General features: G+C 68.0%; 13 protein-coding genes. 12 read left to right on the plus strand and 1 reads right to left on the minus strand.

Annotation, left to right across the window (positions count from 1 at the left end):
• The first annotated feature begins 38 nt into the window (after positions 1–38).
• Entirely contained in the window at positions 39–392 is a 354-nt protein-coding gene (locus tag AC5RV3_RS00195; protein ID WP_494120469.1) for an Rv2175c family DNA-binding protein, read from the plus strand.
• A gap of 76 nt (positions 393–468) precedes the next feature.
• On the opposite strand, the gene AC5RV3_RS00200 is transcribed toward AC5RV3_RS00195, so the two are convergent.
• On the minus strand, positions 469–1,569 hold the full coding sequence (locus tag AC5RV3_RS00200) for a polyprenyl synthetase family protein (protein WP_494120470.1): 1,101 nt from the start codon (positions 1,567–1,569) through the stop codon (positions 469–471).
• A 105-nt stretch (positions 1,570–1,674) separates the two neighbouring features.
• Between AC5RV3_RS00200 and dinB the strand changes: the two genes are divergently transcribed.
• The 11 genes from dinB to ftsW all read left to right on the plus strand — a co-directional run bounded on the left by dinB (position 1,675) and on the right by ftsW (position 15,182).
• Positions 1,675–2,991 (plus strand): DNA polymerase IV, encoded by a 1,317-nt coding sequence (gene dinB, locus AC5RV3_RS00205; protein ID WP_494120471.1) that lies wholly within the window; start codon positions 1,675–1,677, stop codon positions 2,989–2,991.
• Between the two features lie 172 nt (positions 2,992–3,163).
• Positions 3,164–3,538, plus strand: coding sequence for an SCO2097 family morphological protein (locus AC5RV3_RS00210; RefSeq protein WP_494113518.1), 375 nt, complete (start codon positions 3,164–3,166; stop codon positions 3,536–3,538).
• Between the two features lie 415 nt (positions 3,539–3,953).
• Positions 3,954–4,385: a division/cell wall cluster transcriptional repressor MraZ gene (gene mraZ / locus AC5RV3_RS00215; protein ID WP_493987551.1), complete on the plus strand. Its 432-nt coding sequence runs from the start codon at positions 3,954–3,956 to the stop codon at positions 4,383–4,385.
• Between the two features lie 200 nt (positions 4,386–4,585).
• Positions 4,586–5,575 (plus strand): 16S rRNA (cytosine(1402)-N(4))-methyltransferase RsmH, encoded by a 990-nt coding sequence (gene rsmH, locus AC5RV3_RS00220; RefSeq protein ID WP_494120472.1) that lies wholly within the window; start codon positions 4,586–4,588, stop codon positions 5,573–5,575.
• Entirely contained in the window at positions 5,572–6,237 is a 666-nt protein-coding gene (gene ftsL, locus AC5RV3_RS00225) for a cell division protein FtsL (RefSeq protein ID WP_494120473.1), read from the plus strand. Before rsmH ends, ftsL begins: the two co-directional genes overlap by 4 nt.
• Positions 6,238–6,264: 27 nt before the next feature.
• A complete protein-coding gene (locus AC5RV3_RS00230; RefSeq protein WP_494120474.1) occupies positions 6,265–8,043 on the plus strand; it encodes a peptidoglycan D,D-transpeptidase FtsI family protein in 1,779 nt (592 codons plus the stop codon).
• Positions 8,040–9,698 (plus strand): UDP-N-acetylmuramoyl-L-alanyl-D-glutamate--2,6-diaminopimelate ligase, encoded by a 1,659-nt coding sequence (locus AC5RV3_RS00235; protein ID WP_494120475.1) that lies wholly within the window; start codon positions 8,040–8,042, stop codon positions 9,696–9,698. The genes AC5RV3_RS00230 and AC5RV3_RS00235 overlap by 4 nt, the downstream gene beginning before the upstream one ends.
• 6 nt (positions 9,699–9,704) lie before the next feature.
• Positions 9,705–11,228, plus strand: a complete 1,524-nt coding sequence (locus tag AC5RV3_RS00240; RefSeq protein ID WP_494120476.1) for a UDP-N-acetylmuramoyl-tripeptide--D-alanyl-D-alanine ligase — start codon at positions 9,705–9,707, stop codon at positions 11,226–11,228.
• Complete coding sequence (gene mraY / locus AC5RV3_RS00245) at positions 11,225–12,337, plus strand: phospho-N-acetylmuramoyl-pentapeptide-transferase (RefSeq protein ID WP_494120477.1); 1,113 nt, start codon at positions 11,225–11,227, stop codon at positions 12,335–12,337. The genes AC5RV3_RS00240 and mraY overlap by 4 nt, the downstream gene beginning before the upstream one ends.
• On the plus strand, positions 12,334–13,866 hold the full coding sequence (murD, locus tag AC5RV3_RS00250) for a UDP-N-acetylmuramoyl-L-alanine--D-glutamate ligase (RefSeq protein ID WP_494120478.1): 1,533 nt from the start codon (positions 12,334–12,336) through the stop codon (positions 13,864–13,866). Before mraY ends, murD begins: the two co-directional genes overlap by 4 nt.
• The gene (ftsW, locus tag AC5RV3_RS00255) at positions 13,866–15,182 is read left to right on the plus strand and encodes a putative lipid II flippase FtsW (RefSeq protein WP_494120479.1); all 1,317 of its coding nucleotides are present in this window, start codon (positions 13,866–13,868) and stop codon (positions 15,180–15,182) included. The genes murD and ftsW overlap by 1 nt, the downstream gene beginning before the upstream one ends.
• The last annotated feature ends 25 nt before the right edge of the window (positions 15,183–15,207 follow it).

A 15,207-nucleotide genomic window follows, 5' to 3' on the forward strand; every position in this document is an offset into this window, starting at 1 on the left:
AAATGGCTCAGCGGGGGCCGCCGTGGCACCCTTATACGGTGAGTGAACTTGAAGAACTGATTTCCGATTGGCTGCCGCTTCCGGACGTTGCCGAGCAACTGGACGTCTCCATTAAGAAGGTGCACGCCCTGCTTGAAGAACGCGCCTTGGTCGAGGCGCGAGTGGGGGAGCGCAGGATCCGCTCGGTGCCGGCGGCGTTCCTGGTCGGCGGAACCGTGCTCGAGAGCCTCAAGGGGACGTTGGCGGTACTGTCCGATGCCGGCTACAGCGACGAGGAAGCCCTGCTCTGGCTCTTCACCGCCGATGATTCCCTCCCGGGCCGGCCCATCGACGCGCTGCGCGAGGGCCGCAAGACCGAGATCCGCCGCCGCGCCCAAGCGCTCGGCTGGTAGGCGTCCGGCCTCCTGCGGCACGCCCCCGGACACGCGCCGGGGCCGGGTCCAGGGCAACGGGCTCTAGGCAACCGGCTCAGGCGCTGCGGCGCACCGCCGAGTCGGCCAGCCTGCCCAGGGCCTGGCGCACGCCGTCCGGTACCGGCAGGGCTGCCAAGGCTGCGTCCACCGCAGCGGTCCGGTCGGAAATCATTTGCTCGGCGGCAGCCAGGGCGCCGCTGCTGGTGATCAGGCCCCGCAGCTCTTCCACCGCCGCGTCAGAGAGCTCCGGTGAGCCCAGCCGGGTCTCCAGCAGGGTGCGTTCGGCCGGCGTGCAGTGGTTGAGCGTGTGTGCAATCAGCACAGTGCGCTTGCCTTCCCGCAGGTCGTCCCCGGCCGGCTTGCCGGTGGTGGCCGGATCACCGAACACGCCCAGCACATCGTCACGGATTTGGAAGGCCTCGCCCAAGGGCAGCGAGAATGCCTCGTAGGCCTCCAGCAGCCCGGCCGAAGCGCCCGCCAGCGCACCGCCCACGCACAGGGGATGCACGGTGGAGTACTTGGCCGACTTGTAGCGCAGGATCTGCAGGGCGCGGTCCACGGCGGCTTCCGCCGGGCGGCCCGGTCCGGCCGCTTCCTCCAGCAGGTCCAGGTACTGCCCGGCCATGACCTCCGCGCGCATCCGGTTGAAAATAGCGCGGGCGGGCGTCCCCGATGCGGACTCCGCCCCAATCCCGGCAAAGACTTCTTCGCTGAGGGACAGGCACAGGTCGCCGGCCAGCAGGGCGGCGGCCTGCCCGTAGCGTTCGGCGTCCAGCGCCCAGCCGTTGAGCCGGTGCTGCTGTTCGAACCGCCGGTGCACGCTCGGGCTGCCCCGCCGGGTGTCCGAGCGGTCGATGATGTCGTCGTGGATCAGTGCCGCCGCCTGGAAGAGTTCCAGCGCGACTCCCACCTGAACGGACTGGCCGGCGAGCACAGACCCCCCTGCCCCGCGCCATCCCCAGTAAGCCAGCAGCGCCCGGAGGCGCTTGCCGCCCGCGGTGAGGTCGGTGATGGCCTCCACCAGCGGTGCCGCGTCCGGGGCCGCATCCTGCAGCAGGTCCTTCTGTCCGGCCAGGAACTCCCGGAGCAATCCGGCCACGGCCTGCCGGAAGTCCTCCTGTTCGGCAGCGACCGTCGTCGTCAATGAGGGCTCCACGCCGTTACCTCCGGTCTGCCCGTGCGGGGCGGGATTCTTCAGGGCGGTACAGCATGCGGCGGAGCTCCTCGCGGTGGTACTGATGTCTCCAGCCCAGTCTAGACAATGTGGTGGGGCCGCCGGGCGGTGGCTGCCCCTGCGCGGCACGGCAGGCGACGGCCCGCCTACGATAGTGCTGTGACCTCCCCGGACCAGCAGAACTGCACCATTCTCCACGTGGACATGGACGCCTTTTTCGTCGGCGTGGAGTTGCTGGAGCGCCCGGAGCTGGTCGGGCAGCCGGTCATCGTGGGATCCGCCTCCGGCCGGGCGGTGGTGCTCTCGGCATCGTATGAGGCCCGCAAATACGGCGTCCGCTCGGCGATGCCGATGGCGCGGGCACGCATGCTGTGTCCGCAGGCGCTCATCATAGAACCCAGCCACACCAAGTACCAGCAGGCCTCCGCCCGGATTATGGCGATCTTCCGGGAAATCACGCCGTACGTGGAACCTCTCAGCGTCGACGAAGCTTTCCTCGACGTGGCCGGTGCGCGCCGGCGGCTGGGCGAGCCGCTGGAGATCGGCGCGCTCATCCGCCGCAGGATCTCAGCCGAGCTGGGGCTGACGGCGACGGTAGGCATCGCCGCCACCAAGTTCGTGGCGAAAATAGCTTCCACGCATGCCAAGCCGGACGGACTGCTGCTCATACCCGAGGCCGAGACGGTCGACTTCCTGCATTCCCTGCCGGTAGGAGCCCTGTGGGGAGTCGGTGCCAAAACGCGGGAGGTCCTGGCCCGCCTCGGCATCCGTACCGTAGCTGATGTGGCACAGACTCCGCCCGCCGCGCTGCACCGCGTCCTGGGAGCCACCGGCGACCACGTCCATCGGCTGGCCTGGGGCATCGACGACCGGACGGTCACCCCGGAACGGGTGGAGAAGAGCATCGGTGCCGAAGAAACCTTTGAAAAGGACGTCGACGACGACGAGCTGCTGGAGCGCGAACTCCTGCGGCTGGCCTATCGGACGGCCGCCAGGCTCCGCGCCGGGAACATGCGCGCCGGGACCATAGCGCTGAAACTTCGGTATTCCGACTTCACCACCCTGAACCGGTCACGGAAGCTGCCGGCGCCATCGAACAGCGCCCAGCAGTTGCAGGCCGCAGCGGCGGGGCTTCTGGCGGCCATCGGCGAGCGTCCGCAGGCGGTCCGGCTCATCGGATTGCGGGCGGAGCAGTTGGAGGACGCCGGCCGGGGCGGCCAGCAGTTGAGCTTCGACGGCCACGAGGATACTTGGCACAGTGCCGAACAAGCCTTGGACGAAGTAAACCGGAAGTTCGGCGGCGCGGGAATCGTGCCTGCCTCGTTGCTCAAGTCCGGGCCGCGCAAGCCGACGGAACAGGGCCCGGAATCCGGCCGCCGGCCGCGGCGGGGCCGGGGCGCTTGAAATCGCTGAGGATGGGATCACAGTTGGGTCATCGTAGCTTTTGATTGCAGGCTTTGCGCTCTATTCTTAGTAGCAGAGGTCAATTCGGTTCCGGTTGGTTTCAGGAACTCTTGTCCCGTGGAGTTCGTTGTACGCTATGCACCCCTGGGGGACTGGAACAAAGGAGGCTCAGATGCCACTCTCAGAGCATGAACAGCGGCTGCTGGAACAACTGGAGCAGCAGTTGCATGCTGATGACCCGAAGTTTGCCAGCCACATGGAATCGGCCAGCGGCCGATCGTTGTCGACGCGCCACATCGTCGTGGGCTCACTCGTCGCGATTGCCGGAATCCTGGTCCTGCTCACCGGCATCCTCAGTCAGATCATCGCCGTCGGAGTCTTGGGTTTCATCATCATGGGTGCCGGCGTTTACTGGGCCACCACGCGCCGGGCCGGGGCAGGGTCGCCGCGGTCAACCGGCAACAAGCAGACTTCCTCGTCGAAGGGCGGCTTCATGGCGAGCCTCGAGGAGCGGTGGGACGAACGGCACCACGGCGAAGACCGCTGACACCAGACCCGGCCACCGGGAGCGGCCGCTGAGGCTCCTCCACTTTGCCCCACCCGGCCGTTAACGGCCGGACAGCACGAAGGCAAGACCCGTCAAACGTCGGGTCTTTTCGTGTTTAAACGGCCCGTTAAGCGCCGCTCCGCTCCATTCCGCCCCACCACGGCCGGTGCTGCCGGCCTGGACCGGAGCCTCCTGGATCTCCTGCCGCCGGGGGCTCCCCAAACCCTCCACTTCCCTCCCACTTCGCTCCACCCGCCTACTTCCGCGGCCTCATGCGGATGGCACCGAACATTTCTAGCTACAAAAGGGGCCGGAAGTAGTTGACTGTGGCGTGATGTGGAGTAAAGTGGAGGACATAAGAGGGTAGTGGTGACGCAGGGGGCGACGGTCTCCTCTAATCGGCAGGGCGGTGGCGATGTTCCTCGGGACACATTCGCCGCGACTGGACGAGAAGGGGCGCCTGATACTTCCCGCAAAGTTCCGCGAGGAGCTTGCCGATGGACTCGTCCTGACGAGGGGCCAGGAGCGTTGCATCTACGTCTTCAGCCAGAAGGAATTCGAACGGGTTCACGAGGAGATGCGGAAGGCTCCGATATCTTCCCGCCACGCCCGCGACTACATTCGGGTCTTTCTGTCCGGAGCCTCTGACGAAGTACCGGACAAGCAGGGCCGGGTCACCATCCCGCCGGCACTGCGAACCTATGCAGGGCTCGACAGGGAGTTGGCGGTCATCGGCGCGGGAACCCGCGCGGAGATCTGGGATGCCCGGGCCTGGGACGACTACCTTCAGGAGCAGGAAACCGCCTTCTCCGAAACAGACGAAGACGTACTGCCCGGAGTCTTTTGACCCCGGGCGACAAAACACCACACGCGGCACGGACCTCCTTGGATGAGATCTCCAGCCGCCCGGCAGGTCCAACCTGGCTCACCTTCCCCGGAGCCAGGCGGGACAGGCCAGGCGCGGATGGGGATCTGGTTCAAGGACCTTCGGCCTTAAAAGACAGCGACGAACCGGTCCCATGTACCGGCAGGAAAGAAGGATTCAGGATGGACAGCGAGCGGCCGGCAGGGGAGCGCCACATTCCGGTGCTCCGCGACCGCTGCATCAACCTGCTCGCCCCGGCCATCGAACGCGCGGTGGCGGAACGGGGCCGCGCCGTCGTCGTCGATGCGACGCTCGGCATGGGCGGACATTCGGAGGCCATGCTGCAGCGCTTTCCGCAATTGCACCTGATCGGGATCGACCGGGACGAACAGGCGCTGGCGCTGGCCGGAGAACGGCTCCGGCCTTTCGCCGGGCGCACCGATCTGGTTCACGCGGTTTACGACGAGATCGCCGACGCGGTCGATGACCTCGGTGTCGGCCAGATCGACGGCGCGCTGTTCGACCTGGGCGTCTCCTCGCTCCAGCTGGACGAGCGGGACCGCGGTTTCGCCTATTCCTACGACGCACCCCTGGACATGCGGATGGACACCAGTCGGGGGATGACTGCCGCTGACATCGTCAACACGTATGCCGAGGCGGACCTGGTGCGCATCATCCGGCGCTGGGGCGAAGAAAAGTTTGCCGGACGCATCGCGTCCAGCATTGTGGCAGCCCGCGATGAAGCCCCGCTGACCACCACCGGTCAACTCGTGGACGCTATCCGCAAGGTCGTGCCGGCTGCCGCGGCGCGGACCGGCGGTCATCCGGCGAAACGCACCTTCCAGGCGCTGCGCATCGAAGTCAACGAGGAGCTGGACGTGCTTGAGCGGGCCCTGCCCGCCGCCATCGACGTGCTGACCCTCGGGGGCCGGATTGTCGTGATGTCTTACCACTCGCTGGAGGACAAGATCACCAAGGCCGTCTTCGGCCAGCTCTCGAAGTCGTCCGCGCCCCGCGGCTTCCCCGTGGAACTGGAAGAACACAAGCCGCAGCTGAAGACCCTGACCAAGGGCACGGAAGTGCCTACGGCGGCAGAGATTGAAGAGAACCCGCGGGCCGCGTCGGCCAAACTGCGGGCCGTAGAACGGATCCGGAACAGGAGCGCAAAATGAGTGCCAGTGCCCACGCGGCCCGTCCCGACCAGCATCAGTACGTGCACGGCAGCGCTGCGCCGGCCCGAGGTCCCGCAAGCGCGCCCCGGCAGGTGCCCCGCCGTACCCCGCTCTCCGTTGTACCCAACGGCCCGACACGCAAGCGGGTGCCGTTCGCCCTGTTCTGTTTCACCGTCCTGGTGCTCGCCCTCGGCAGCGTACTGATGCTGAACATCTCGGTCTCCAGCGGGCAGTACAAGCTGGTGGAGCTGCGCAACGAGCAGGTCTCCCTGGCCCAGGCAAACGAAAAACTGACACAGCAACTCGAAAACAACCAGGCTCCCCAGAATCTGGCCGCGAAGGCGGCAGAATTGGGAATGGTAACGTCTCCGTCGGTCGGCTCCATCAATCTGGAGAGCCAGAAGGTCACCGGGAAGCCGAAGGCGGCGGAATTAGGCGCAGCCCCGGAGCTGTTGGTGGCCCAGCCGGAAAATCCGGTCCACCAGCCGGCCGCGAAGGACGGAGCCGGGAAGAAGGACGGCGCCCCCGCGGCGGCGAAGGAAACGGCGAAACCTGCTGCCGCTGCGGAAGCCGCTGCAGAAGGGGACGCGGCACCGAAACCAGCCGAAAAGCAGCTGAACGGCGGCAGCATCCCGGCGCCGAAGCAACAGACAGGCCAGTAACCGCCCGGCAACGCAAACGAGGTACCTGTGGCAGCACCAACAGCCGACCGGCAGCACCCCAACCGCACGGCGAGGGCCACACGGAGGCTCCGGGCCGGGCTGGCGATAGTGCTGATCCTGCTGGTTATCCTCGGGGCCCGTTTGTTTCAGCTTCAGGGACTGGACACGGCCGGCATGGCCCAGGCTGCAGTGGACAAGCGTCTGCGCACCGTCGACCTGCCCGCGCTGCGCGGCGAGATCCTGGATGCCAACAACAACGTGCTCGCCCGCAGCGTGCAGCGGTTCGACGTGGTGGTGGACCAGCGGCTGGTCGAGGACTACACCCGGTTCGATCCGATCAGCCAAAAGTCCGAGGACGTCAAGATCGCCGACGCCATTGCCGAGCTGGCGGGCATCCTGGGCCAGGACGTGGAGACCGTCACCACAGCGGTCACCGGCGACAAGCCCTTTAATTACGTGGCCAAATCGGTCACCCCGGAAGTCCAGCAGAAGATCGAGGACCTGGCCTTCCCCGGGCTGTCCGCCCGCGCGACCACCATCCGCAACTACCCGGCAGGGGCGGTGGCCGGTTCCGTGGTCGGGTTCATGCGGTCGGACGGCGTGCCGCTCGAAGGCATCGAGGCCTCGCAGAACGACGTCCTCTCCGGGACGCCGGGCTCGAAGACCTACGAAATCGGCGCCGACGGCATCCGCATCCCGGTCGGCACCTATGAAGAAGTCCCGGCCGTGGACGGCCAAAGCGTGCGCCTGACCATCAATACCGACATCCAGTGGTACGCCCAGGAAGTCATCGCCGAGACCGTGCAGGACTACGGCGCCGACTACGGTACCGTCGTCGTCCTCAATGCCAAGACCGGCGACCTGATCGCACTGGCGGACTCCACGACGGTTGACCCCAATGACCCGGGCGCCACGCCGGACAGCGAACGGCAGTCGATGGCGGTGACCCGTGCCTTCGAGCCGGGATCGACGACCAAGATGATCACCATGGCGGCCGCGATCGAGGAGGGCATCACCACCCCGCTTTCGCGGTACACCATCCCGCCCAAGTACACCGTCAACGGCCAAACCTTCCAGGACGCGACACCGCACGGCACCCTGACGCGCACCACGGCCGGCATCTTCGCGCAGTCGCTCAATACCGGCACCACGATGATCGGGCAGCAGCTGACGCGGCAGCAGCGCTACGACTACCTGCGGAAGTTCGGCATCGGCCAGCGCTTCGACATCGGCATCAACGGCGCCACCGCCGGCCTGCTGGCCGAGCCCGGGACGTGGGACGGGCGGCAGGAATTTACCGTTCTGTTCGGCCAGGGCCTCGCGCAGACGGCCCTCCACACCGCCGTTGCCTTCGGCACGATCGCCAACGACGGCGTGCTGATGCAGCCGCGGCTCATCGACGCCTACATCGACCCGAACGGCACCGAGCACGAGGTGCCGGTCGAGAAGGGCAGCCGGGCGGTTTCCAAGAAGACCGCCAACCAGGTGCAGGACATGCTGGAAACCAACTCGAAGTACCACAGTGGCAAGCCCGGTAACATTAAGGAGTACCGGATCGGGGTCAAGACCGGTACAGCCGAAGCACCGGCCGCCGACGGGGGATTCAGCGGCTACACCATCTCGATGGCCGGCATCGCCCCGATGGAGTATCCGCAGTTCGTCGTCGTGGCGACCATCCAGCGGCCGCAGGGCGGGGTGCTGACGCTGACAGCCGGACCGACGTTCAAGAAGGTCATGACGCAGGTCCTCAATGCCTACGACGTGCCGCCGTCCACCAGCAAACGGGTCGACCTGCCGCTGGAATGAGCCAACCTGGAGAATATGTGAGTTCCACTGCCGAGCAGCCCCACCGGTCCGCCTCGCCCCTGCGGCCCCAAACGGTCAGGCCGGTCCGGCTGGCGGTTCTGAGCAGCATGCTGCAGCACCGCGGGCTTCCCGTACCGGAGGGCGGCCCGGCGTCGGAAGACCTGGCCTTCACCGGGATCACCATAGATTCGCGTTCCGTCGAGCCGGGGGACCTGTATATCGGCCTGCCCGGAGCCCGGCAGCACGGCGCCGACTTCGCCGCCCAGGCCGAAGCGGCCGGAGCGGCCGCCATCCTGACCGACGACGACGGCGCCCGGCGGGCAGCCGGCCTGGCACCGGGCCTGCCCGTGCTGCGGTCGCGGGACCTGCGCGCACTCGTGGGGCCGCTGGCGGCCGCGGTCTACCGCAGCCAGCCGGCGGGCGGCCAGGCGCCGGCGCTCTTTGGCGTCACCGGAACCAACGGCAAGACCACCACCACCTACTTCATCAAGTCCCTGCTCGAGGCGCTGGGCCTCAGCACCGGACTGATCGGAACCATCGAGATCACGGCCGGTTCCGAACCGATTCCCAGCGCCCTGACCACGCCGGAATCGCCGGAGGTGCACGGGTTGCTGGCCCTGATGCGCGAACGCGGGCTGGACGCGGCGGCCATGGAGGTCTCCTCGCATGCCATTTCCTTCCGGCGGGTCGATGCCGTCCGGTTCGACGTGGCCGGCTTCACCAATCTCACCCAGGACCACCTGGACCTGCACGGGAGCATGGACGAGTACTTCGAGACCAAGGCCCGCCTGTTCAGCCCGGAGCGGTCCGGCCACGCGGTCGTCAGCGTCGACGACGACTGGGGCCGCCGGCTCGCCGGCCAGGCCCGGGCGGCCGGAGTGCCGGTGGCCGCCCTGGCCACGCAGGGCGGCAGCGCCGACTGGTCCGTCCGCAACCCGGTCCGTGAGGGCCTCGGGCACCGGTTTGAACTGCACGGGCCCGGCGGCGTGCTGCTGCGGCTGCACACCGGCCTGCCCGGCTCGTTCAACATCTCCAACGCCGCGCTGGCGGTGGCGATGGTGGCAGCCTCCGGAACCTCTCCGGCCAGGCTACAGCAGGCACTGGACGCGGCGGATCCGCTGACCGTCGAGGTTCCCGGCCGGATGCAGGTGCTCAGCGAGAACCCGGCAGCGATTGTCGACTTCGCGCACAATCCCGACGCGCTCGAGAGAACCCTGGCCTCGGTGCGCCGTCCCGAACCCGGGGCCCGCGTGATCGTTGTGTTCGGGGCGACGGGAGAACGCGACCAAACCAAGCGCCCGCTGATGGGGGCCATCGCCGCCCGGCTCGCCGACGTCGTCATTGTCAGCGATGACGACCCGCACGGCGAGGATGCGGCCCGCATCCGCGCCGATGTGCTGGCCGGCGCCCGTGCCGCGGCCGAACAGGAGCAACTGCCGGCCGAGATTCTCGAAGTCTTCCCCCGCGCGGAGGCCATCGAGCGTGCCGTGGCCCTGGCCACGCCCCGGGACACGGTCCTCGTCGCCGGCCGCGGCCACGAGGTCTGGCAGGAGGTCAACGGGGAGAACCTGGCCCTCGACGACCGGGAGGAACTGCGCGGGGCCCTGCACCGGCACGGATTCGAAGTGCTCTCCCCGGACGCGGTAGAGTCCTAGATCGTCATGATTGAACTAACTGCAGCCGATATAGCGGCGATTACCGGCGGACGGATCGTTGGGGAGCCCGTCGGTGCCACCGGGGAGACCGCCGGCATCACCGTGAGTTCCGCCACCACAGACTCCCGCGAGATTGAACCCGGCGGCCTTTTCGTGGCCAAACCGGGCGAGACGGCAGACGGGCACTTCTTCGTCGCCGCGGCGTTTGAAGCCGGTGCCGTGCTGGCGCTGACCGAACGCGAGGTCTCCGACGCCGCCGGCCGCCTCCTGCCGCAGATCGTTGTGGCGGACGCCGTGCTGGCCATGGGCGCCGTGGCCGCGGCCATCGTGGCGCGGCTGCGCGCAGCCTCGGGGCTCGAGGTTGTGGGCATCACCGGCAGCGCCGGCAAGACCACGACCAAGGACCTGCTGGCGGGCATCCTGCGCCGGGTGGCGCCCACCGTGGCCCCGATCGGCTCGTACAACGGCGAGGTCGGCGTCCCGCTGACCGTGTTCGCCGCGGACTTCGACACCCGCTACCTGGTGGTGGAGATGGGTGCCACCGGCATCGGCCACATCCGGTACCTGACGGACATGGTCAACCCCGGCGTCGGCGTGGTGCTCGGCGTCGGCAGCGCCCACGCGGGGGAATTCGGCGGCGTGGAGAACATAGCCATCGCCAAGGGCGAGCTTGCCGAGGCAGTGCCAGCCGGCGGTACCGTCGTGCTCAACGCAGACGATCCCCGCGTCCAGGCCATGGCCGCCCGCACCCGGGCCGGCATTCTGTACTTCAGCGCCGACGACGACTTCACCCTGCCCGACGGGAGCGCGGCACAGTTGCTGCGGGCCCTCGGCGCCGGCGTCAACGACGCCGGGCACCCCGAATTCACGCTTCGCTTCCCGGACGGCTCCGAGCACCGGGTGACCTCCGGGCTGATCGGCGTCCACCACGTGACCAACCTGCTGGCCGCCGCCGGCGCCGCCTGGGCGCTGGGCGTGCCGGCGGAAACCATCGCCGCGGGCCTGAACGGGGCCGGCCCCGCCAGCCGCTGGCGGATGGAGCGCACCGAGCGTGCGGACGGCGTCACGGTGATCAACGATGCCTACAACGCCAACCCGGAATCCATGCGGGCAGCGCTGCGCACGCTGGCCGAACTCGGCCGCGGCCGCCGTACCTGGGCGGTGCTGGGCGAAATGCTGGAACTGGGCGAAGACTCCGTGCATGAGCACGACGCGATCGGGCGGATAGTGGTCCGGCTGAACATCTCGCACCTGATCGTGGTGGGAGAGGGGGCCAAGGCCATGCACAACGCCGCCGTCCTGGAAGGCTCCTGGGGCGATGAATCGCTCTGGGTACGCACGCCCGAGGAGGCCCGCCGGGTGCTCGAGGAGAAGCTGGAACCGGGCGATCTGGTGCTGTTCAAGTCCTCCAACGGAGCCGGGCTGCGCTTCCTGGGCGACCGGGTAGCATTGGCAAATCCGTCTGCGAATGGCCCCGCGGCGGCTGCCCCGCGCGGAAGCGAATCCCAAGAGGAAGGCCAGGCGCAGTGATAGCCCTGCTGATCGGTTCTGCCCTGGCGCTGGTCCTGTCCCTGCTCGGTACGCCCTTGTTCATCAAGCTGTTGGTGAGGAGGGGCTACGGCCAGTTCATCCGCGACGACGGCCCGACGGCGCACCACACCAAGCGCGGAACGCCCACCATGGGCGGCGTGGTCATCGTGGCCTCGGTGATGCTCTCCTACTTTGCCACGCACCTGATGATGTGGCTGATGAACGGGGACGCGCACCACGGGCCCACCGTCTCCGCAGCCGTGCTCATGCTGCTGATGGCCGGCATGGGGCTGGTGGGTTTCCTGGACGACTTCATCAAGATCTCCAAGCAGCGCAGCCTCGGGCTGCGGGCCTGGGCCAAGATCGTGCTGCAGGGCATCGTCGGCATTCTCTTTGCCGTCCTGGCCCTCAACTTCCCGGACAACATGGGCCGCACCCCGGCGTCGATGAACATCTCCTTCGCCCGTGACATCCCGTGGCTGGACCTCGCCTTCGGCGGCACCGTGCTCGGCACTATCCTGTTCATCATCTGGTCGAACATCATCGTCACCGCAGCTACCAACGGCGTGAACCTGACCGACGGGCTGGACGGGCTCGCGGCGGGGGCGTCGGTGATGGTCTGCGGCGCCTACATGCTGATGGGCATCTGGCAGTTCAACCAGAGCTGCGGCTCGGTCAAGGTGCCCGGGGAGGTCTGCTACGAGGTACGCGACCCGCTGGACCTCGCACTGCTCGCAGGAACCATGGCCGGCGCGCTGATCGGGTTCCTGTGGTGGAACACCGCGCCCGCCAAGATCTTCATGGGCGACACCGGGTCGCTGGCGATCGGCGGCGCCATCGCCGGGTTCGCCATCCTGTCCCGCAGCCAGCTGCTGCTGGTGGTCATGGCCGGCCTGTTCGTGATCATCTCCCTCTCCGTGATCATCCAGGTGGTCTACTTCAAGGCCAGCGGCGGCAAACGCGTCTTCAAGATGGCACCGCTGCAGCACCACTTCGAGCTCAAGGGCTGGGCCGAAGTCACCGTGGTCGTGCGCTTCTGGATCATCGCCGGGCTGTGCGTGGCGGCCGCGCTGGGCATCTTCTACGCCGAATGGGTCCTGGGCTCATGAGCCGGCTCGATTCACTCACCTCCTGGGACGCGGACTGGTCCGGGCTGCGCGTGGTGGTTGCCGGCATCGGGCTGTCGGGATTCTCCGCTGCCGACACGTTGATCGAACTGGGCGCAGCCGTCGTCGTCGTCGACGGCAGCGACACGGAGGAAAACCGGGCCAAGGCAGACACGCTGAAGATTGTCGGGGCCCGGCAGGTCCTCCTCGGCGAAGACCACGCCCGCGCACTGCCCGCCGTCGGCGGGGAGCCGGCCGAGCTGGTGGTCGCCTCGCCGGGCTGGCAGCCGCGGTCCCCGCTGCTGGCGGCCGCCGCTGACGCAGGGATTCCGATCTGGGGCGACGTCGAACTCGCTTGGCGGGTCCGCGAACGCGCCGGCCGGCGCACTGCCGAATGGCTGGCCATCACCGGTACGAACGGTAAGACCACGACGGTGGGGATGGCCGAATCCATGCTGCAGGCGGCCGGGCTGCGCGCCATCGCGGCGGGCAACGTCGGCACGCCGATCCTGGACGCAGTGCGTGATCCCATCGGCTACGACGTCATCGCCGTCGAGCTTTCCAGCTTCCAGCTGCACTGGACCCACACGATGTCCCCGCTGGCCTCCGTGGTGCTCAACGTGGCCGAAGACCACGTGGACTGGCACGGAACCTATGAGGCGTACCTGGCCGACAAGGCCAGGATTTATGAGCGGACCAGGATCGCGTGCATCTACAACGCCGAGCAGCGCGAGACCGAGGAGATGGTCGAAGAGGCCGACGTCGTCGAAGGCTGCCGGGCGATTGGCTTCACCACCGGAATGCCCTCGGTCAGCATGGTCGGCGTCGTGGAGAACCTGCTGGTGGACCGGGCCTACATCGAAGAACGCCGGGACTCCGCGGCCGAGCTGGCAGGCCTCAGCGACCTGGGCCAACCGGCGCCCCGGCACCAGGTGGCCAACGCCCTGGCCGCCGCCGCCCTGGTCCGGGCCTACGGCGTGGAACCGGCCGCGGTCCGCGAAGGACTGCGGCGGTTTGATCCGGGGGCACACCGGATCCAGAAGGTGCTAAAGCGCGCCGGAGTGCTGTGGGTCAACGATTCCAAGGCGACGAACCCGCATGCGGCTTCGGCCTCGCTGGCGTCTTTTTCCCCGGTCGTGTGGATCGCCGGGGGACTGTCCAAGGGCGTCAACTACGACGAGCTGATCGCCGACCACGCGCGCAGGCTGAAGGCGGTCGTGCTGATCGGCAGGGACAACACCGCCCTCCTGGCCTCGTTGCAGCGACACGCACCGGATGTTCCCGTCGTCCACGCGTCCCCGGGGGACACTGGAGGCAGGCCGCCGACGACGGGGAACGCCGACGGCGAAACCGTGATGGCGGCGGCCGTGGAAGCAGCAGCCGGCATCGCCGCCGACGGGGACACCGTGCTGATGGCCCCGGCAGCCGCGTCGATGGACCGGTTCACGTCCTACGCTCACCGCGGCAACGCGTTCATGGAAGCCGTCCGCCGGTACGGAGAGGGACAGGTACCGTCGACTAAGGAGCAGTAATGGCCACCACCCGCAGCGGAAGCCGGACACCGGCCCCCGCCGCTGCCCGCGGACACGCCGCTCCCGGGACGGAGGCCGCCCCCGCCGGCCGCCTGCGCGAGCTACGCCAGCGCGGCACCGACCTGTTGGACCGCATCCAGGGCACCGGAACGCAGTCCAGCGGGGCCAGCTACTACCTGATCCTCGGCTCCGCCCTCGCCCTGACCGCCATCGGCCTGTTGATGGTGCTCTCGTCGTCGGCGGTGGAATCCATCGCCGATGAAACCTCGCCGTTCACCCTGTTCATGAGGCAGGCCCTCTTCGCCGGCTTGGGCGTCACGGCGATGCTGGTCCTCTCGCGCTGGAAGGTCTCCACCTACCGAAAGCTGGCCTGGCCTGCCCTCGCGGTGTCGGTGCTCCTGCTGCTGTTGGTCTTCACCCCGCTGGGCGAGTCGGTCGGCGGCAACCGCAACTGGATCCACCTTCCCGGCAATGTTTCCCTGCAGCCCTCGGAAGTCGCCAAGCTGGGGATGTCCCTGTGGATGGCGACGGTGCTGGCGGCCAAGGAACGGCTGCTGGGCCAATGGAAGCACCTGCTGATCCCGGTGGTGTTCCCCGGTGCGCTCCTGGTGGTCGGCCCGGTGCTGCTGGGCAACGACCTGGGCACCGCGATGATCCTGATGCTCATCATCGCCGGCGGGCTGTTTTTCGCCGGCGCCCCGTTGAAGCTGTTCGGCCTGGCCGGACTCGGAGCCAGCGCGCTGGTGTTGCTGCTCGTGGTGGTCAGCCCCAACCGCATGGGCCGCATCCTCATGTGGACCGACCAGAGCTGCGAGGCGACGACGGGGCTGAACATGCAGTCCTGCAACGGGCTCTTCGCGCTGGCCTCCGGCGGCTGGTGGGGTGTGGGACTGGGCCAGAGCCGGCAAAAATACAACTGGATTCCGGAGGCCCACAACGACTACATCTTCGCCATCATCGGCGAAGAGCTCGGCCTGCTCGGCACCACCGTGATCCTGGCCCTGTTTGGTGTCCTGGCCATCGCGCTGGTCCGCACCGTGATGCGCCAGGAATCCCTTTTCGTACGGGTCCTCGCCGGTTCCATCATGGTCTGGATCATCGGCCAGGCGTTCGTGAACATCGCGGTGGTCACCGGCCTGCTTCCGGTGATCGGGGTGCCGCTGCCGTTCATCTCCTACGGCGGTTCCGCCCTGACGGTGACCCTGGCCGCCGTCGGTGTACTCTTGTCCTTTGCCCGGACCGATGTGCCTGGCCGGAAGAAGTCCGGGGGACTCCTTGCCCGGCTGCGCCAGCAAGCGCCGGCCGGGAACCGCTGACCCCATCCCAGACCACCAGCAGTCG

The organism is Arthrobacter sp. Y3221114 (assembly GCF_059092625.1).